This window comes from Stenotrophomonas sp. PS02289, from assembly GCF_029960115.1.
GTDB lineage: Bacteria > Pseudomonadota > Gammaproteobacteria > Xanthomonadales > Xanthomonadaceae > Stenotrophomonas.
Window position 1 is genome coordinate 1 of sequence record NZ_JASCOZ010000087.1, and the last position, 18,226, is coordinate 18,226.

Below are 18,226 nucleotides of genomic sequence, written 5' to 3' on the forward strand. Positions count from 1 at the left end.
TCCGGCTCATGCCTTCCACGTTGTGGAGGATGATCATGTTGGCCACCAGCTGGCTGTACTTGATGATCTTGCGCTGCTCGTGTTGGACGTTCTCAGCAATGATCCCCTGGCTGCCAAAGAACACCCATTTCACGAAGCCGTTGTATTCCTCGCTCTTGTTGGTGGCAGCATGGATCGTTTTGCGGATCTCATTGTCATCAATGTAGCGCAGCAAGAACAGCGTTCGAACGGCCTTGCCAAGTTCCCGGAAGGCGAAGTACAGCTTGTTCTTCCGGCTGTAGGTGCCCAGCCGGCGCAGGATCGAGGACGCGGTGATCTTGCCCAATCGGATTGAGATCACCACCCGCAGCATGTCGTGGAGATGGGTGGCGATCAGTTGCCAGTCGATGCTGTCCCCGAACAGTGCCTGGATGTTCTTATAAGCCCTACCCGGTTCGGGCCGAAAGAATGTCAGGTCCTTGATGTTCCGGATCCGGGGCATCAGCTGGATGCCCAGCATGTGGGCCAGGCCGAAGACCGGATAGCTTTGGGCCTGCGTGTCGCCATGGACGATCTCAGGCTGGATGTCGGAAGTGTTGGCCAACAGACCGTCGAGGATGTAGATGCCCTCGTGCACGCCACAGGGAATGAAGTGGCTGAACAGCGCTACGTATTTGTCGGACACGTGGTAGTAGCCGATGCCACCGTAGCCGCCGTAGCGGATGTGATACTCCGACAGCAGGTTGTCCTCGTAGACGCTCCACTTCGTGCCATCAGCTGATGCGCTCTTGCCGGCGCCCCAATAGCCAGGCAGGTCGAATTTGTTGTAGGTATTGATGACCTCCACGATGGCCTTCTCAAGCACATCCTCGGTCACGTATTTCAGGTTGAGCCAAGCGACTTGGCGCCGGCTGAAGCCCTTGATCGACCGCGCCGTCTGCGTCGGCCCCAGGTTGCAGCCGTAGCAGAATAGCGTGGTGATCACACGTCGGGGCAGATCTTCGACCTGGCTCTCGGTGCCGGCGATCGGGCGGAAGAAACGGTGCAGATCCAGCCATTGGCTGGCATCGATCAGGACATCGACGATGCTGGATTCTGGAAGCCGTTCGGCGATGAGGCGATCCACCGTGGTAATCGCGCTGGAGACTTCGGCGCGTTGCCCCTTCCGCAGCACCAGGCGCCCATCCAGGATGTCCGCATGTACGTTCTCCGGGAAACGCGCGTCGACCTCATCGGCCAGGGAGGTCAGTTGTGCACGTAATCCCGCCACGAAAGACTCGGCGTCGGTGGGCAGGCCTGACACCTGGCCGTAGGCTTCCAGTTCCTGGGCCAAGGTGGCTTCATCGACCAGCTGCTCACGGTAGTCATCAAACCGTTCGCTGCTGGGAATGAAGAGATCTCCGGACTTCAGTTCGTCCTTGACCTGCACCAGCACGGCCAGCTCGAAGTACTTACGGTGCATCCAGCCGGCGCCGGCTGCACTGGCCCGCTTGCCGAACACGTGCTGACACCAGAGCTTGGACATCCAGTCAAAGTCCTTTTCCGGGTCCAAACCGAGGGAGGCGACCTCGATCAGCTCACGGCGCTGGTTGCGCAGCGAGAGCACCGCTGCGATCAGCGGCTCCATGCCGGCGTCGTGGCTGGTCGCCCGAAGTTTCATCAGCTCCAGCCCATTGAACAGCAGCGGCCTGACCGCGCCATAGGGCTGCAGCATGAAAGGCAGGTAGTTCTTCCCGGCGTAGGCCATATGTTCTTCGCATTCGGCCAGCAAGGTCGACACTTCCGCTTCCAGGCTGTTGTCGATGGCATCCACGCGCTGACTATCGCTGCCGTCTAGCTGATAGGCCTGCAGGATTTCCTTGAGCTGGCCGATGAGGAAGTCGGCCCGTTTGGCATGTTCGAGCTGGTAGGCCAGCAATTTCTGCTGGGCCGTGTTCTCCAGCCCGCGCACCTGCTTGATGAACAACTCGGCTGCATCATCCAGTGTCTTGGCATGCTGGGCGCGAATGAAGATGGTGGCCAGCGCATAGCGCTTGTCCGGAGCCAGTTCGGCCAGCTCGCTGGCGTCATAGGCCCGAGCCATTGCACGGAACTGCTTGAGCTTGGGCACCGGCACATCGATGGGAGGCAGCTGGTCGGCCAACTGCTGCAGCATGCGGATGTGCTGCAGGTAGAACCGAACTTCCTTGTTGGTGGGCCGGCCGGGCTCGCGCTTGAGTGATTGCCAGCCGGTGAACCTGGACCCTTCCGGTGCGCGCAGCAGTTCGTCGATGAGCGTGCGCGTGGCAGGCGTCAGCGCGTGGCTGATGCTGCGGTAGTAGCCCAGATTGACCCGCTCACGGGCGCCGATGGCGGCCAGCTCCAGAGTGCGGAAACCGGGCAGTTCGTAGCGATGGTGCACCAGCTCTTCGAGCAGGACGTTCACGATGTCCGGGATGGTGTGCTTGGTCTGGGCTGCTCCGGTGGCCACTGTGTCCAGCCAAGCCAAGCCCGATTTATCCAGGGGACGTACCCCGATGAATTGCCGAAGCTGCGGCATATGCCGGCGCTGGCTGCCGGAAGCGTCGTAGCGTTCGAGCTGGTCGGTGTCCAATACGCGCCCGAGTCGGGCGGCCTTGGCGATGTGCTTCCGGATCCGCTCGGGTACGTCGGCCAACAGCGTGAAGTAGCCCAAGCGTTGGAAGAGCTTGAGATGAATCAGTACCGCCAGCTGCGGACCCGGCTGGGTGGTCAGCTGCTTGGCGAATGCAATCTCAGCGGCGGTCGGGGTATAGATCTCCTCCAGTTCCTTGGCGGTGGGATCAGGCTTCAGTCGCGGGTAGGCGGTCTCGTGAAGGGTAGCCATTGGATCCGGAGGGTGTGAGGGGGATCAGTCCCAGTGCCGGCCGTCGTCTGTACTGAGCGACGCTTCCAGGAAGCACTGGTGCGTATCGGCCATGCGGTGCATGTCATCGAGCAACGTGGCCAGGATTTCATCCAGATCCCTTTCGGGATCGGTGGGAGCAGTCAACTGGTACTCGCTGCTGGCGGTGTTCAGGCGCACAGCCTGGAACGGGGCCAAGCAGATCTCTTCAATTCGGCCTCGGGCCTTGGCCGCGCCGCGGCCCGTGCGGGCAAACGGGGTCAGCACCATGCGCAGGCGCAGCTGCAGGGCCGATTTGCCCTCCGGCGCCGGCAGTGCCATCGCCGGTACCGGCACGGTTGGACTGGGCAGGCTTGCTTCAATGCGGTCCCGGGCAAACGGGTCACGCCCGTCCAGGTAACGCATGGCCGACTGCACATCGCGCCAGCCCACGTACTCCATCAAGGCCTTCATGTCCCAGCCTTGGTCGTTGGCCCAGCTGGCAAAGCCGCGGCGCAACGAATGGCTGCTGTGGAGCCCCGCATCGGCAAAGCCGGCACTGGTCAGCAACTCGCGCAGCAGGCGCACCAAGCTGTTGGGATGCAGGCCTTCGGCGCTCACCTGGCCCCATTGGTTGACTGCCCGAAACACCGGCCCTTCTTGCAGGTCGGCCGCCTGCAGCCACGCCTGGGTCGCCTCCACCGGACATAACCGCGACAGCGCCGGCACCTTGTAGGTGACGCCGGCTGCCTGGCGATCACCCTTGCTGCGTGGCAAGAAGCAGGTCATCCCCTGTCCCGGCACCAGCGTGAGATGGGCCACGTCCAGACGCAGCAGTTCATCGCCACGGAATCCCCGCCAGAACCCGAGCAGCACCAGCGCTCGGTCTCGTTGATGGCGCAGCGCCGCCGGCCCATCGCCCCGGGCATGTGCCGCAGCGATCGCCGCGGCCAGCCAGTCATCGAGCTCGACCAGCCGCCGAATCTGGAGCGGCGCGGCTTGCTTGACCTGGCCCGGGTGCAGGGTCTGGATGCCTTTGAGCACCTTGCGCACCAGCGGCGATCGGGTCGGGTCGACAAAGCCGTGGTCGCGGTGCCAAGAGGCGATGGCCGCCAGACGTTGGCGGAGGGTGCTGGTCGCCAAGGTCTGCGCATAAGCGGCCAGGTACCGGGCCACGCTTTCAGGTGTCGCTGGGAGGTGGCCTTGCCATTCAACCTCGAAGTGCCGCAGCGCCGACGCATAGCTGCGCACCGTGTTCTGGCGCGTGGCCGCATCGAGGTAGCGGTCCAGTTCGGTCACTGGCGCGTGGCCTCCACCGAGGTCGTCTGGCGCAGCGTCGACAGGATGGTGCATTCCGCCCGCTGCCCGCCATGGCAACTGGCAATCACCCGTTCCAGCTCGCTGGCCATGCGCTGCAGGTCGGCCATGCGGGCGCGCACGTCGGCCAGATGGCTGCGGGCCAACCGGTCCACGTCCCCGCACGAAAGCTCCTCATCGCCGGCCAGCTGCAGCAGGCTGCGGACCTCCTCCAGGCTGAAGCCCAGGTCCCGGCCACGCGCAATGAAGCGCAGCCGCTCGATGTCGGCCGGGCCATAGACCCGGTAGCCGTTGCCCGTGCGCCCCGGGCGCGGCAGCAACCCGATCCGCTCGTAATAGCGAATCGTCTCCAAGTGGCATCCGCTGGCGTCGGCAGCCTCACTGATTTTCATTCGTAGTACGCTTGACTCCGTAGTAGCTACGGACTTTACGCTGAACCCGTATCCGCCGCCACTCCGGCCGCGGCGCTGCATGTGACGACCATGCCACTGCCCATCGCCTTGATTCGCTACTGCCTGATTGCCTTGCTGATCGGCTGGGTTCTGCCCGCTTCTGCTCAGGCGGAGCCTGCCGCAGCAGACCTGCGCCAAACCTGGCAGATGCTCGATTACATCGCGGTCGACTACCCCGGCGCGGTCCAGGCCGGTCGCGTAATTGCCCCCAACGAATACGCCGAAATGAGCGAGTTTGCCGGCGCCGTGCGCAGTCAGCTGGCAGCATTGCCCGGTGGCCAGAACCAGCAGGAGCTGACGGCCCAGGCCGACCGCCTGGTCCAGGCGGTGGCAGAGAAGGCCGACCCGGCGCAAGTGGCAACGTTGGCGCGCGGGCTCGGCACGACGCTGTTGGCCCGCTACCCGATCGGCGCTGTTCCGGCGAGCGCGCCGAAGACCTCCCAGGCCGCGTCCATCTACAGCCAGCAGTGCGCGGCCTGTCACGGCCCCACAGGTCACGGTGATGGCCCCGCCGCGCAAGCGTTAAGTCCGCCGCCGATCGCGTTCACCGATGCCACTCGCGCCGCGCAGCGAACGCCGCTGTCGTTGTACGAGGTCATTTCCCAGGGTGTGCCGGGTACCGGCATGGTCAGCTTCTCTGGGCTGTCAGAAAGTGATCGCTGGGCGTTGGCATTCTATGTGGGCAGCTTGGGGTACTCCTCGCAAGCCAAGGCTCAAGGTGAGGCGTTATGGCGCACCAGTGCCGAGGCCCATACGCACATTCCCTCGCTCGAAGCGCTGACACGCACGCGAGAGGCCGATCTTGCCACCACGATGCCCGCCGATCAGGCAAACGCGATCATCGCCTACCTGCGTTCGCAGCCACAGGCAGTAAACGAAGCGGTACCAGGAGCCGATCGCTTTGCGGTGGCGCGGCAGCGACTGGCCGCCAGCCAGCGCGCTTACGCTGATGAGGACCTGGCTCAAGCCAAAAAGCTTGCGCTCTCGTCCTATCTGGATGGTGTAGAGCCGCTTGAACCCACGCTGGCCACGCGCAATCCGTCATTGCTGCGAGAGATCGAGACGGCCATGGCAGGCTACCGCGCGCAGCTGGATCAGCATGCGCCCGCGGCTGACGTTGCCGGGCAGGCAGCGCAAATTGCCCAGCTGTTTGATCGCGCGGACGTGGCGCTGCAGGACACCCGAATAGGCGCCAGCACCGCGTTTCTAGGCAGCTTTACCATCTTGGTACGCGAAGGACTGGAAGCGCTGCTGATCGTGATTGGTATCGTGGCGTTCTTGCGTAAAGCCGAGCGGTCTGATGTGTTGCCGTATGTGCATGCGGGTTGGATCTGCGCGTTGTTGGCAGGCGCAGCTACCTGGGCAGTGGCCACTTACTTTGTTGATATCAGCGGTGCGAACCGGGAAGTCACTGAGGGCGTCTCGGCCTTGTTCGCTGCCGCTGTCCTGCTCAGCGTAGGCATCTGGATGCACCAAAAGAGCCTTGCAGGGCGGTGGCAGGAGTACCTGCACGCCAAGCTGACGACTGCGCTGACACGGCGCTCGGCTGTTTTCCTGTTCATGCTGGCCTTTGTCGCGGTGTACCGCGAGGTGTTTGAGACGATCTTGTTCTACATCGCGATGTGGAGCGATCAGGCGTCCACCGCCATCCTCGCAGGCCTGGTGGCGGGAATCGCGGTGTTGGCTGCGGTGGCGTACTGGATGCTGCGCATGAGCAGGCGGCTGCCGATTGGCCGGTTCTTTTCGATCAGCTCGATTCTCATCGCGGTGATGGCGGTCATCCTGATCGGTAAAGGCGTGGCCGCGTTGCAGGAAGCGGGCTGGATCTCTCAAACACCGCTCGCGTTGCCGCGCATCGAGTGGATCGGCCTGTATCCCACCTGGCAGTCGCTGCTGGCGCAGGTATTGGTAGGCACCGCCGCCATCGTGGGGTTCCTCGCCAATGCCCGTTCCGGTGTGCGTAGACAGCCAGGCGCAAACAAGCAATGAAACAACACAGCAGAGGACCAAGACATGAGTGATTGCGGGTGCCACCACGAAGCCAAGAACAAGGAGGAGCGACGCATCCTCTGGATCGCCTTGGTCCTGAATGCAGCGATGGCCGTGATCGGCGGCACTGCCGGCTGGATTGCCCATTCCACCGGGCTGCTGGCTGACGCGCTGGACATGCTGTCTGACGCCACCGCCTATGCCATTGGCCTGGTCGCTATCGGGCGCACGGCGCGCTTCAAGGCCAACGCCGCGTGGGTCAGTGGCAGCGTGCTGCTGGTGCTGGGCGTAGGCGTGCTGGTCGAAGTCGGCCGCCGGGTGATGTACGGCGCCGAGCCGGTCAGCGGTTGGATGATCGGTACCGCTCTGGTCTCGCTGGCCGTGAACCTGAAGGTGCTCCGTATGCTCGCCCCCTTGAAGTCTGGCGAAGTGCATCTGCGAGCGACCTGGCTGTTTACCCGCGCCGATGTGGTGGCCAACGTTGGGGTGATTCTGGCCGGCCTGTTGGTGTGGTGGCTGGCCAGCCCCTACCCGGATTTCGTGATCGGCGCCCTGATCGGCCTGTATGTGATCAAGGAGGCTTTCGAGATCTTGGGTGATGCTCGCCGGGCGCGTGCCGACGCGCGCAAAACGCCTGCATGACAGCGCTTGGCCGGCTGAGCTGTGGCCTGCGCTGGCTGCTGCTGGCGCACTTGGCCGTGGGCCTTGTGACGCAGCCGGTGCTGGCAGTGGTTGGCGAGCTCCATGCTCAAACCCATCTGGCCGCGGCCGACCATGACCCGGCAGTGGCATCACCAGCTTCCGAGCGTGGCGTAGACGCCGCGCTGCACCGGCTACAGCAGCTGGTGCTGTGCTGTAGCCAGGCCGCGCCGGCTCCAGAAATAGTGTTGGCCATTGCTCATATCGGCCGGCATTGGCCGTCGGCGACAGCCCATGCGGACAGATATCGGCATGAGCACCTGCTCGCGCCGTTCCGGCCGCCGATCGCAGGGTGATGCGCGCCGGCGTGCGCCGGATCCCTGTTGGCTATCGAAAATTCTGGAGTACTTCATGCATGTGCGATTGGCGGCCCTGGCCGCGTGGCTACTGTTGAGCGCGGCGGCAACGCCGGCGACAGCAGAAGAGCTGATGACCTTGGACGACGCGTTTGCACGCGTGGCCCAAACCCACCCCGAGCTGCGCCTGGTCGATGCGCGAGCCACGGTGCTCGCTGCCGAGCGCGACCAGGCCGTGCAGCGGCCACCGTGGACGTTGGGGGCGGAGGTTGAAAATGCGCTGGGCACGGGCGCGGCCCGTGGCCTGGACAGCGCGGAGTTGACCTTGAGCCTGAGCTCGGTCCTGGAGCGCGGCGGCAAGCTCGACGCCCGCCGCACCTTGGCCCAAAGCCGGATTGATGCACTGGCCGTGCAGCGCGAGACCGGGCGGCTGGACCTGCTCGCCGAGACGGCGCAGCGCTATTTGGCCGTTGTCGGTGCCGACCGGCAACGCAGCCTGGCGAACATGGATGTCGGCCAGCGCCAGCGGACCGTCGCCGCTGCCCGGCAGCGCCTGCAGGCTGGCGCGTCTCCCGAATCGGTGATGCTCACCGCACAAGCAGCACTGGCGAGAGCAGAATTGACCCGTGATCGGGCCGAGCAGCAGCGCATTGCCGCCCGGCAGCACCTTGCTGCCCTCTGGGGCGAACGTGCTCCGAGCTTCGAGGTGGCCGCGGCGGATCCCATGACCCTGCCGGCGATCGCGTCCATGCAGTCGCTGGCCGAGGAATTGGAGCGCACTCCCGAGTTGGCGCAGTTTGCCGATGCCCGCCGGATCGCGCAGGCACGACTGCAGCTGGCGCGTTCGGCGGCCTCGCCGGACTTGTCGTGGCAGCTGGGCGTGCGCCGCCTGCAGGAGACTGACGACACCGCGCTGGTGGCCAGCCTGTCCATGCCACTGGGCAGCCGCAGCCGCGCGCAGCCGGAGATCCGCGCCGGCGAAGCCGAGCTGGAGGTTCTGACGATCGAGCGCGAGGCCAAGGGCCTGTCGCTGTATTCCACGCTGGTCGAAGCCCATGGTCGCTACACCGTGGCGCAGGCCGAGGTGGCACGGCTGCAAGGCGAGGTGCTGCCGAAGTTGGCCCGGGCTGAGCAGGCCGCCGAGCGCGCCTATCGCGCCGGCGCGATCAGCTACCTGGAATGGGCACAGCTGCAGTCCGAACGCACGGCCATGGCCCAGCAGCAGCTGGACGTGGCGCTCGATGCGCAGCGCGCCCTGATCGAAATTCAACGCCTGACCGGCCAGGCGCTTGTCGCGCCGCCGGCGGCTGCTTCCACCGGAGAGACCCCATGAATCGCTTTTCCTGGACCGCACTGGGCATGGCCCTGATGATGCTGGCCGCCTGCAACGCGTCGGCCCCCAACGAAGCGTCCGAAGGCGGCGCCGCCGCTGAGGGCGAAGAGCACGGCGAGCACGAGGAAGCGCCGCTGGAAACCAAGATTGCCGCCAAAGCTGCGCAGGCAGCGGGTATCCAGGTCGCACCGGCAGGCCCCGGTGAGATTGCTGACGAGCATGAGGTGCAAGGGCTGTTGACCCCGATTGACGGTCGCATCGCGCAGGTCACGGCACGCTTCCCCGGACCGGTCCGCTCCGTGCGTGCGGGCGTGGGTGATCAGGTACGGGCCGGCCAGGCACTGGCCACGGTAGAGAGCAACCTGAGCCTGACCACCTATACCGTCACCGCGCCGATCAGTGGCGTGGTCATGGCGCGCACGGCCGCCGTAGGCATGGCCGCCGCTGAGGGCGCGCCGCTGTTTGAGGTCGCCGACCTGTCCACGCTGTGGGTGGACCTGCACATCTTCGGCGCCGACGCCCAGCACATCGGTGCTGGCGTGCCGGTGACGGTTACCCGCTTGAGCGATGGCGTCACCGCACAGACCACCTTGGAGCGCGTCCTGCCCGGCACCGCCACCGCCAGCCAAAGCACCATTGCGCGCGGCACGGTGGCCAACACCGATGGCCTGTGGCGGCCGGGGTCGGCGGTCAAGGCGCGGGTCACCGTGGATCGCCAATCGGCAGCGTTGGTGGTGCCGATCACGGCGCTGCAGACCGCAGAAGACCAGGACGTGGTCTACGTGCAGCAGGGCGAAACCTACCACACCCGGCCGGTGAAGCTGGGGCGCCGCGACGCCGAACGCGCCGAAGTGCTGGAAGGCCTCAAGGCCGGTGAACAGGTGGTGGTGGCCCAAAGCTTCCTGATCAAGGCCGACATCGAAAAGTCCACCGTGGAAGAAGAATGAGGCCCGCCATGCTCGAACGCCTCATTGGGCTGTCCATCCGCCATCGCTGGCTGACGCTAGTGCTCACCGCTGCGCTGGTTGCGCTGGGCGTGTGGAGCTACCGTCACCTTTCCATTGACGCCACACCCGACATCACCAACGTCCAGGTCCAGATCAACACCCAGGCCCCGGGTTACTCGCCGCTGGAGGCCGAACAACGGGTCACCTTTGCCATCGAAACGGCCATGGCCGGTCTGCCCAAGCTGGACTACAGCCGCTCGCTGTCGCGCTACGGGCTTTCGCAGGTCACCGTCGTCTTCAAGGACGGCACCGACCTGTACTTTGCCCGCCAGCAGGTCGCCGAGCGCCTGCAGCAGATCGCCTCCCAGCTTCCCGAAGGGTTGGACCCGGAAATGGGGCCGATCTCCACCGGGTTGGGCGAGATCTTCATGTACACCGTGGAGGCCGAGCCCAACGCTCGCAAGCCCGACGGCACCCCGTACACGGCCACGGACCTGCGCACCCTGCAGGACTGGGTGATCCGGCCGCAGCTGCGCACCACGCCCGGCGTCACCGAGGTCAACACCATCGGCGGCTTCGAGCGGCAGATCCACATCACTCCCGATCCAGCTCAGTTGGTGGCGCTGGGCTTCACGTTGAACGACGTGGTCGCCGCGGTCATGCGCAACAACCAGAACATCGGCGCCGGCTACATCGAGCGCAACGGACAGCAGTTCCTGGTGCGCGTGCCGGGCCAGCTAGCCAATCTGGAGGCAATCGGCAACATCGTGCTGGACCGGCGCGATGGCGTGCCCATTCGGGTGCGCGACGTCGCTAGCGTGGGCGAAGGCAAGGAGCTGCGCACGGGCGCGGCCACCCAGAATGGCCACGAGGTCGTGGTCGGTACCGCCTTCATGTTGTTCGGCGCCAACAGCCGGGAAGTCTCCCAGGCGGCCGCGGCCAAGCTGGATGCCGCCAACGCCAGCCTGCCTGCCGGCGTCCATGCCAAGGCCGTCTATGACCGCACCGCGCTGGTGGATCGCACCATCGGCACGGTGTCCAAGAACCTGATCGAGGGCGCGCTGCTGGTGGTGGTGGTGCTGTTCCTGCTGCTGGGCAATGTGCGCGCCTCGTTGATCACCGCGGCGGTGATCCCGTTGGCGATGCTGTTCACCATCATCGGCATGGTGCGTGGCGGCGTGTCGGGCAACCTGATGAGCCTGGGCGCGCTGGACTTCGGCCTGATCGTGGACGGGGCGGTGATCATCATCGAGAACTGTCTGCGCCGGTTCGGCGAGGCGCAGCACGCGCTGGGCCGCCAGCTCAACGATGAAGAGCGCTATGACCTGACCGCCTCGGCCACCGCCGAGGTGATCCGTCCCAGCCTGTTTGGCCTGGGCATCATCGCCGCGGTCTACCTGCCGATCTTCGCGCTGTCCGGGGTAGAAGGAAAAATGTTCCACCCGATGGCGATCACGGTGGTGCTGGCCCTGACCGGCGCCATGGTGTTGTCGCTGACCTTCGTGCCGGCGGCGATCGCCAGCTTCCTGCGCGGCCGTGTGGCTGAGCACGACAACCGCCTGATGCGCTGGTCGCGTGCCCGTTATACGCCGCTGCTGGATTGGGCCCTGCGTCGGCGCGTGGTGGTGCTGGCCGGCGCGGCCGTGCTGGTGGTGGGCTGTGGCGTGCTGGCCACCCGCTTGGGTTCGGAGTTCGTGCCGAGCCTGGATGAGGGCGACATCACCTTGCAGCCCATGCGTATTCCCGGCACCAGCTTGGAGCAGTCGGTGGCCATGCAGGAAACGCTGGAGAAGCGCCTGGCCCAGTTCCCGGAGGTGGCCAACATCTTCTCAAAGATCGGCACCGCCGAGGTGGCCACCGATCCTATGCCGCCGTCGATGGCCGACACCTTCCTGATGCTCAAGCCCCGCGACCAGTGGCCCGACCCGCGCAAGCCCAAGGCCGAGCTGGTGGAAGAGCTGGAGGCGGCGGCCAAGGAAATCCCGGGCAGCAACTACGAGTTCACCCAGCCCATCCAGATGCGCACCAACGAGTTGATCTCCGGCGTCCGTTCGGACGTGGCGGTCAAGGTCTACGGCGACAACCTTGACCAGTTGACGCGCCTGGCCAGCCGGGTCGAGCGGGTCATGCGTAGCGTCCCCGGCGCCGAAGACGTCAAGGCCGAGCAGGTCTCCGGCCTGCCGCTGCTGACCATCACGCCAGATCCGGCGGCATTGGCACGGTATGGCCTGAACCCGGGCGATGTGCAGGAAACGGTGGCCACCGCCATTGGGGGCAGTGTTGCCGGCCAGTTGATCGAGGGCGACCGCCGCTTCGACCTGGTCGTGCGCCTGCCCGAAGCGCAGCGCCAAGACCCCGCTGTGCTGGCAGATCTGCCCATTCCGCTGCCGGCAAGCACCAGTGTCGATGAGTCCAGCCGTCTGGCCGCCGGCGCCAATGGGGGGCCTCGCACGGTGCCGCTGCGGGAAGTGGCGAAGATCCAGGTAGAGCGCGGGCCCAATCAGATCAACCGCGAGAACGGCAAGCGCCGCGTGGTGATCACCGCCAACGTGCGCGAGCGCGATCTGGGCGGGTTCGTCGGCGAGTTGCGCACACGCATCGGCCAGGATGTCGCGCTTCCAGAGGGCTACTGGATCGATTACGGCGGCACCTTCGAGCAGCTGATCTCGGCCACCCAACGCCTGGGCGTGGTCGTTCCGGTGACACTGGCGTTGATCTTCGCTCTGCTATTCATGGCCTTCGGCTCGGCCAAGGATGCGGCCATTGTGTTCAGTGGCGTGCCGCTGGCGCTGACCGGCGGTGTGCTGGCACTGGCTCTGCGCGGGATTCCGTTGTCGATCTCTGCCGGCGTGGGCTTCATCGCGCTGTCGGGCGTGGCCGTACTCAACGGGCTGGTCATGATCGCCTTCATCCGCCGTCTGCGCGAACAGGGCGATCCGCTAGACGACGCTGTGCGCGACGGCGCCCTTGGACGCCTGCGACCGGTGTTGATGACCGCCCTGGTAGCCTCGCTGGGCTTCCTACCCATGGCCTTGAATGTCGGTGCTGGCTCGGAAGTGCAGCGGCCGCTGGCCACTGTCGTCATCGGCGGCATCGTCTCATCCACCGCATTGACCTTGTTGGTGCTGCCGGTGCTCTATCGTTGGCTGCATCGCGACCGAGCTCCCCGCGCCGGTAGCACTGCTTTGGAGTCCCCATGAACGAGCTCAACCTGGAACAGGTCCGTGCGGCGATGTTTACCGACCCGGGCGTGAAAGCGGTGGACGACCTGCGCCTGGTCGCCGGTGAGCATGGCCGTGCGATCGCGGCCACCATCACGGTCGCGGCGCCCTCGGTCGACCTGGACCTGGTGCATGCTGTGATTGCCCAGGTCCTGGCCGATCAATTCGGCATCGATCAGATCATGCTGTGTTTCAACGACCCGGGCCCGGTACCGCCGCCGCCCACCGCGGCGCCGTTAAAGAAGATGTGATCGCAGCCCCTGGCTCTATGCGTCTGCGCTGGCAGGCGCATAGAGCTGATGACCCGGCAACGCGCACGCGCCGGCATACACAAAGGCCACGCTTTGCCGCGCCCGGGTGAAGGCCACGTAGTATTTCGGCGGCGCGGTGATACGCGCTGCATCGGCCGTGCGCAGGTACTGCGTCAACGGCCCGTTCGGAAAGATGAGGACCCGACTGTAGGTGCGGCCCTTGCACTGCCCAAAGTTCACCGCCGGCAGTCCGTCGCACGCCTGCCGCCGGTCATGCCGGAGCACGGTGGGGGCGAACTCCTGCATGTACGCGGCCACATCCCCTGGAGCGACGAGGTAGATGCCATCGTGTCCGGTGACCTCGCCATTGCCTGATTGGGTCCGCGGCATCTGCGGATAGAGCGTGTCAGCCATATCGCACAGGGCCTGGACGCAGCGCAGACTGGTGAGGCGGTGATCCAGCCGGCATAAGCCGTCGGCCTCCCAAATCTGAAACAGCGCTGCCAGATTCGGACCACGGTATTGGCTGTACCTTTGCGCATAGTTGGTGGCATACGTGGCTTGGCGCGTATCGCCTACCAACGTGATGGCAATCTCGCTCTTCAACAGCCGTTCGACCAGATCCAGATCAAAGCCGGCCAGATCCTGGACTTCGTCGATGTAGAGCTCGTCGTACATCGCCGCCAATCGCGCCACGACCTGGCCTTGGGTCAGCTCATCGCAGCGCACAGCGAAATCGGCCGCTCGGTCCGAATACATCCGGTTGCCCGCCAGGTAGTGGCGCGCCACCTGGGTGCGTGGGGCGCGGTTGTTGGGACACCTTCTACGAACAGGATGGTCTCGATGCGAGGCTCAGGGCAAAGCGCAGCCTGGTACGGGCGAATGCACTGGCGCAGCAGAAAGCCATACCAGCTGTGCAAGGTGACATGCGCGGGGACCGCGCCTGCGTGGGCCTCAAACGAGCGCCGGATCTCTTCCAGGTTTTCCAGCGTGTAGGTGACAATCGCGATGCGGCGCCCAGGTCGCTCCAAGGCCTGCCGGACCAGCAACGTGGTCTTGCCCGAGCCGGCTGCCGAGAGCAGGACCCGGTTAGGTGATGGCACGCTGGACATAGTCCGGGAACCTGATCGAGTGCGGGCTATTGAAAATCGCCAAGGCCGTATCGGTCTTATGGCCCTTCATGTACTTGAGCAGCGCCACCTCATCGGCAAAGGCCTTGCCCAGCACGGTATTGAGTTCGGCCAGCGAGTTGGCTTTGATCAGCTGCTCTTCCAGCGAAGGGGCGCTCTCGTCGGAATCGTAATAGATCGCGTTGATGTGCTCGGCATAGCGCTCTTGCACAACTGCGATATCACCGTCGTTGTCGGTGATCACCTTGGCCTGAATCCTCAGTCGATCGGCAATCTGCAAGAAGCGTTTGAATGCCAACGACTTGACCGAAATGATGTCTACGCCGTGAGCCATCGGCGCCACGCCGTGATGGTCACTGTAGGCACGCTGCACGATCAGTTCGTCGGAAGGGCCTTCCACCAGGATCGCCTGCTTGGCCAGGATCAACCGCAGCGTGTCGTGGCCCGGCAGCTTCATGAAATAGTCGTGGGTATCGCTGGGCAGCTGGTCCAGCTTCATCTGGCCTTGCGCGCTGAACAGGATCACGTTGTCCACGCCCAGCTTGTTCAACACGAAGCTGCTGTGGGTGGCGATGATCACCTGCTGGGCGGTGGAGAAGGCCGCAATCTTGTCGATCAGCTGGGTCATGCTGGAATAGGACAGATGGTTCTCCGGCTCCTCGATCAGCAGCACGTGAGCCGCGCCGGCCGCGTGCATCGCCAGCTTCATCTTCACCGCGCTTTGCTCGCCCTTGCCGGCCTGGGTGAACGGGAGCTCATCCAGGTAGGGTGACAGGCTGGTTTCCCACGTTGAGCGCGGCGATGTGTCCACGCCTACCGTCAATGCCCTGTGGCTGATGTCCCCGGTGTGCTCGGTCAAGTAGGCATTGATCGCTGCCACATCCGCTTCTTCGGAAAAGCTCTGCCGCATGCGGCGGAAGCTCAGCGACAGCGAGACGCGCTGCGCAGGCGTCAGTGCCTGCTCGATGATGCCGGCGATATAGCGATCGGCACCGGACAAGGTCTTGATGCCGTGCGTGTCGATGATGGTCGAGTCGAACGGAATACTACGGGCGGTGACGCCATTGTTGGCGAAGGAGTACCAGCGCACCGTGTAGTACTCCACCGGCAGGCTGACCGCGCCCTGGTGCTGCTGCAGGTAGGCGTTGAACTCCTCGCGGTAGTCGTCGTTGAGCTCGACCAGCAGCCGGATGCCGGCGGTATCCAGACGCAGGGAGTTGTTGGTGCCGCGTAACGACGCCAGCGCGGTGTCGGCGCCCAGATAGGCTTCGATGGAGATCCGTGGCGGCGAGGCCGGCGTGCCCGTGGCAAGCGCTCCCAAGTACTCCTGCACCGTGGGCTGGTGGAACAGGTAGGGCGTGAGCTCGTAGGCAAGATTGCGCCCATGCAGCTGGCCGGTGACCACCGCGTGGATGGCCTCCAGCAGGGTGGATTTACCGACCTCGTTGTCGCCCACCACCAGGTTCATGTGGGCATTGAGGGGCAGGTCCAGATGGCGAAACGACTTGAAGTTGTCGATGACGATACGTTCGATCGGCATGCACAGTCCTTTGATGGCCAACGGGCTCGGTGGCGGAGCCTGCCTGCACCCTGGCTGGCCTCCTTTCCGCTCTGGGCCATACTACCCAGCGATCGCCGGCCCTGGGCGGTTTCGTACTGCTTGGGACGCCGGGAAGGGTCAGAATCCGCCTTACGCGGGATAATTCAATATTATCCCGTATAACTATTTTCGCCGACGAGCGGTCGTCTACCTGCTTTAATAGTATGTAATTACATGGTATGTAATACATTACGAAATAAAGTGAGGTGGCACGATGGCGCGCGCAGGACTCTATAAGAGTGACGTCCAGAAGGCGCGCGACGCGCTGCTGGCCCAACGCAAGAAGCCGTCAGTCGACGCGGTGCGAGTGGCCTTGGGCAACACGGGCTCCAAGACCACGATCCACCGCTACTTGCGTGAACTGGAAGGAGAGGAAGGCGGCGGTCCGGCGAGGACGGTAGCCGTTAGTGATGCTTTGCAGGACTTGGTTGCGCGCTTGGCCTCGCGGCTCCAGGAGGAAGCAGAGTCCATCCTCACCCAGGAGCGTGAGCGCCATCAGGCTGAGCTCCACAGTCGGCAACAGGCGCTTTCCGGTGCCCAAGAGGAGGCTGCCGCCTTGAGCAGTCGGCTGCAGCGCACCGAAGCAAGCCTGCACCAAGAGCAAGCTGCTCACGCCCTCCTTCAACAGAATCTAGGTGACAGGATCGCGGAAATCGCCCAGTTGAACGAGCGCATCGCTGGCATGACGGTGCGGCTGGCTGATCATGAGGCGCATACGCGTTCTCTGGAGGACAAGCATGCCCATGCCCGGGAAGCGCTTGAGCACTACCGCACTTCAACCAAAGAGCAGCGTGAGCAAGAGCTTCGCCGTCACGAGCATCAGGTCCAAGAGCTGCAAGTAGCCTTACGTCAGGCCAATGAAGCCTTGGGCGCGAAGAATCAGGAGCTGTTGGTGCTGAACCGCGACAATGGTCAATGGCTGGAGCGCCACGGGCGGATTGAGCGTGAGCTTGCCCAGCTACGACAGGCCCACGAAGGCCAACACAGCGAGGTCGTGGCGTTGCGCCAGACCGCGACGGACTATTTGGCACTGCAGGAGCGCTGGAAGACTGACGCCAAGACCTTGGATACCATGCGCAACGAGCTAGCTCAAGTTCAAGACACCCTTGCGCGGGAGCGTGAGCGCCGCGAGAGCGCTGAAGCCGATGCGTTGCGTGCCAATGCACGTCTTGAAGCGCTAGAGCCTCTACTGAATCAACTGACGCCAGCACAAAATGCGGTGAAGAAAACTCGGCGCGGCCATGCGCAAGATGGGGGAGCCGACTGACGAGGCTGCTCGTTTGTCTGCTAGCGGCTGGGGTGGCGCTCACCTGTCCAGTACGCCCATTCCATAGGGACGACCCAATCTACAAACAGTTTGGCTACTGAGGACTCCGGTGCCAAATGATAGGGATTGAACATGCCTTGCTCGGGCGAACTGGTCATCAGGTAGCGCAGGCGCTTCTGGACCTCCTGAAAGATGGCTTCCCGCACATGGGCGCTGTCGTGCACGCCAAGACGCATCGCCACCGAGGCACCTTGGCGTACCGCCGCCCAGCAGCAGTAACGCCACCGCGCGATCGGCAAGCCCCGCGGTCCGGATTGAAAGACGAACCCCACATCACGTGCCCAGCCTGGGTCGAAGTGATGTTTGAGCAATTGCTGCTCCAGAAACTGCTCGGTCTCCCAGAGTGCAAGTTCATCCCACAGCTCCAGTTTCGCGTCCGCCAAGTCTACATCGTGTGCCATATCGCCGAGTTGGTCTTCCAGCACCGGGAGCAGGTGCCTGCGCTCGTGGGTAGACCAGGCGAAAGCCCATTGCAGATCTTCGATGGGCGTGACCTCGGCATCGGGGCGGATCTGCCATCGATCGGCTGGCCAGGGAACTTGGATCAAGGCCAAGTCTCGCAGCGTGTCCAGCACCAGCAAGGTGGAGCGGCGTGTGGGCGCCACCGGTAGGCGTCGTAGCTGCGCGGCTAACAGTGCGGCTAGGAAAAGGGTGCCACGAAGGCCCAACTCCTCGATGCTGGCGACCCCAGATGGCGTCATTGACGAGGTTCCGGGCATGCGGTTTCCGGGGATGAGGGAGCGGCGTGGCTCCTGGGGGGGGGGGCGGCGCTACCGGTGTCGCCGGTTGCCTCAAAGCTAAGAATATATTAGTATGCAAGGCTGGGTACATCCGCCATCCTTA

Annotated in this window: 14 protein-coding genes; 8 read left to right on the plus strand and 6 right to left on the minus strand. The window is 64.4% G+C overall.

What is annotated here, in order from left to right:
- From QMX83_RS13065 to QMX83_RS13075, 3 genes are all read right to left on the minus strand, one after another.
- Positions 1-2,824 (minus strand): Tn3 family transposase (locus QMX83_RS13065; protein ID WP_282297076.1); only part of this gene is annotated, 2,824 nt, incomplete at its 3' end.
- Positions 2,825-2,848: 24 nt separating this feature from the next.
- Positions 2,849-4,120, minus strand: coding sequence for a site-specific integrase (locus tag QMX83_RS13070; RefSeq protein ID WP_080374912.1), 1,272 nt, complete (start codon positions 4,118-4,120; stop codon positions 2,849-2,851).
- Positions 4,117-4,530 carry a helix-turn-helix domain-containing protein gene (locus QMX83_RS13075; RefSeq protein ID WP_012480230.1) on the minus strand — a complete coding sequence of 138 codons (414 nt, stop codon included), beginning with the start codon at positions 4,528-4,530 and terminating at the stop codon, positions 4,117-4,119. The genes QMX83_RS13070 and QMX83_RS13075 overlap by 4 nt, the downstream gene beginning before the upstream one ends.
- A 90-nt stretch (positions 4,531-4,620) precedes the next feature.
- Here QMX83_RS13075 and QMX83_RS13080 point away from each other — a divergent pair, with 90 nt between their 5' ends.
- Genes QMX83_RS13080 through QMX83_RS13110 form a run of 7 tightly spaced genes read left to right on the plus strand, consistent with a single transcriptional unit; the run spans position 4,621 to position 13,326 of the window.
- Entirely contained in the window at positions 4,621-6,579 is a 1,959-nt protein-coding gene (locus tag QMX83_RS13080) for an FTR1 family protein (protein ID WP_021201907.1), read from the plus strand.
- Between the two features lie 24 nt (positions 6,580-6,603).
- Complete coding sequence (locus QMX83_RS13085; RefSeq protein ID WP_053449743.1) at positions 6,604-7,221, plus strand: cation transporter; 618 nt, start codon at positions 6,604-6,606, stop codon at positions 7,219-7,221.
- Positions 7,218-7,574, plus strand: a complete 357-nt coding sequence (locus tag QMX83_RS13090; protein ID WP_012480228.1) for a hypothetical protein — start codon at positions 7,218-7,220, stop codon at positions 7,572-7,574. Before QMX83_RS13085 ends, QMX83_RS13090 begins: the two co-directional genes overlap by 4 nt.
- 55 nt (positions 7,575-7,629) lie before the next feature.
- The gene (locus tag QMX83_RS13095; protein ID WP_012480227.1) at positions 7,630-8,907 is read left to right on the plus strand and encodes a TolC family protein; all 1,278 of its coding nucleotides are present in this window, start codon (positions 7,630-7,632) and stop codon (positions 8,905-8,907) included.
- Positions 8,904-9,854: an efflux RND transporter periplasmic adaptor subunit gene (locus tag QMX83_RS13100; protein WP_021201906.1), complete on the plus strand. Its 951-nt coding sequence runs from the start codon at positions 8,904-8,906 to the stop codon at positions 9,852-9,854. The genes QMX83_RS13095 and QMX83_RS13100 overlap by 4 nt, the downstream gene beginning before the upstream one ends.
- Positions 9,855-9,862: 8 nt before the next feature.
- Positions 9,863-13,054, plus strand: a complete 3,192-nt coding sequence (locus tag QMX83_RS13105; protein ID WP_019184736.1) for a CusA/CzcA family heavy metal efflux RND transporter — start codon at positions 9,863-9,865, stop codon at positions 13,052-13,054.
- A complete protein-coding gene (locus QMX83_RS13110; RefSeq protein ID WP_019184735.1) occupies positions 13,051-13,326 on the plus strand; it encodes a hypothetical protein in 276 nt (91 codons plus the stop codon). Before QMX83_RS13105 ends, QMX83_RS13110 begins: the two co-directional genes overlap by 4 nt.
- A gap of 15 nt (positions 13,327-13,341) precedes the next feature.
- Here the strand turns inward: QMX83_RS13110 and QMX83_RS13115 are convergent, their stop codons facing one another.
- Positions 13,342-14,115 (minus strand): UvrD-helicase domain-containing protein, encoded by a 774-nt coding sequence (locus tag QMX83_RS13115; protein ID WP_282297077.1) that lies wholly within the window; start codon positions 14,113-14,115, stop codon positions 13,342-13,344.
- A gap of 300 nt (positions 14,116-14,415) precedes the next feature.
- Positions 14,416-15,996 (minus strand): AAA family ATPase, encoded by a 1,581-nt coding sequence (locus QMX83_RS13120; RefSeq protein WP_282297078.1) that lies wholly within the window; start codon positions 15,994-15,996, stop codon positions 14,416-14,418.
- 274 nt (positions 15,997-16,270) lie between these two features.
- On the opposite strand from QMX83_RS13120, the gene QMX83_RS13125 reads away from it, so the two are divergent.
- Positions 16,271-17,323 carry a DNA-binding protein gene (locus QMX83_RS13125; RefSeq protein ID WP_049432850.1) on the plus strand — a complete coding sequence of 351 codons (1,053 nt, stop codon included), beginning with the start codon at positions 16,271-16,273 and terminating at the stop codon, positions 17,321-17,323.
- Positions 17,324-17,343: 20 nt separating this feature from the next.
- Here the strand turns inward: QMX83_RS13125 and QMX83_RS13130 are convergent, their stop codons facing one another.
- Positions 17,344-18,102 (minus strand): hypothetical protein, encoded by a 759-nt coding sequence (locus QMX83_RS13130; protein WP_234026164.1) that lies wholly within the window; start codon positions 18,100-18,102, stop codon positions 17,344-17,346.
- Positions 18,103-18,226 lie beyond the last annotated feature (124 nt).

Coding starts and splice junctions, on each gene's coding strand:
- QMX83_RS13075 (WP_012480230.1), bottom strand. CDS start 4,530: ATGAAAATCAGTGAGGCTGCCGACGCCAGCGGATGCCACTTGGAGACG.
- QMX83_RS13080 (WP_021201907.1), top strand. CDS start 4,621: ATGCCACTGCCCATCGCCTTGATTCGCTACTGCCTGATTGCCTTGCTG.
- QMX83_RS13085 (WP_053449743.1), top strand. CDS start 6,604: ATGAGTGATTGCGGGTGCCACCACGAAGCCAAGAACAAGGAGGAGCGA.
- QMX83_RS13090 (WP_012480228.1), top strand. CDS start 7,218: ATGACAGCGCTTGGCCGGCTGAGCTGTGGCCTGCGCTGGCTGCTGCTG.
- QMX83_RS13095 (WP_012480227.1), top strand. CDS start 7,630: ATGCATGTGCGATTGGCGGCCCTGGCCGCGTGGCTACTGTTGAGCGCG.
- QMX83_RS13100 (WP_021201906.1), top strand. CDS start 8,904: ATGAATCGCTTTTCCTGGACCGCACTGGGCATGGCCCTGATGATGCTG.
- QMX83_RS13105 (WP_019184736.1), top strand. CDS start 9,863: ATGCTCGAACGCCTCATTGGGCTGTCCATCCGCCATCGCTGGCTGACG.
- QMX83_RS13110 (WP_019184735.1), top strand. CDS start 13,051: ATGAACGAGCTCAACCTGGAACAGGTCCGTGCGGCGATGTTTACCGAC.
- QMX83_RS13120 (WP_282297078.1), bottom strand. CDS start 15,996: ATGCCGATCGAACGTATCGTCATCGACAACTTCAAGTCGTTTCGCCAT.
- QMX83_RS13125 (WP_049432850.1), top strand. CDS start 16,271: ATGGCGCGCGCAGGACTCTATAAGAGTGACGTCCAGAAGGCGCGCGAC.
- QMX83_RS13130 (WP_234026164.1), bottom strand. CDS start 18,102: ATGCCCGGAACCTCGTCAATGACGCCATCTGGGGTCGCCAGCATCGAG.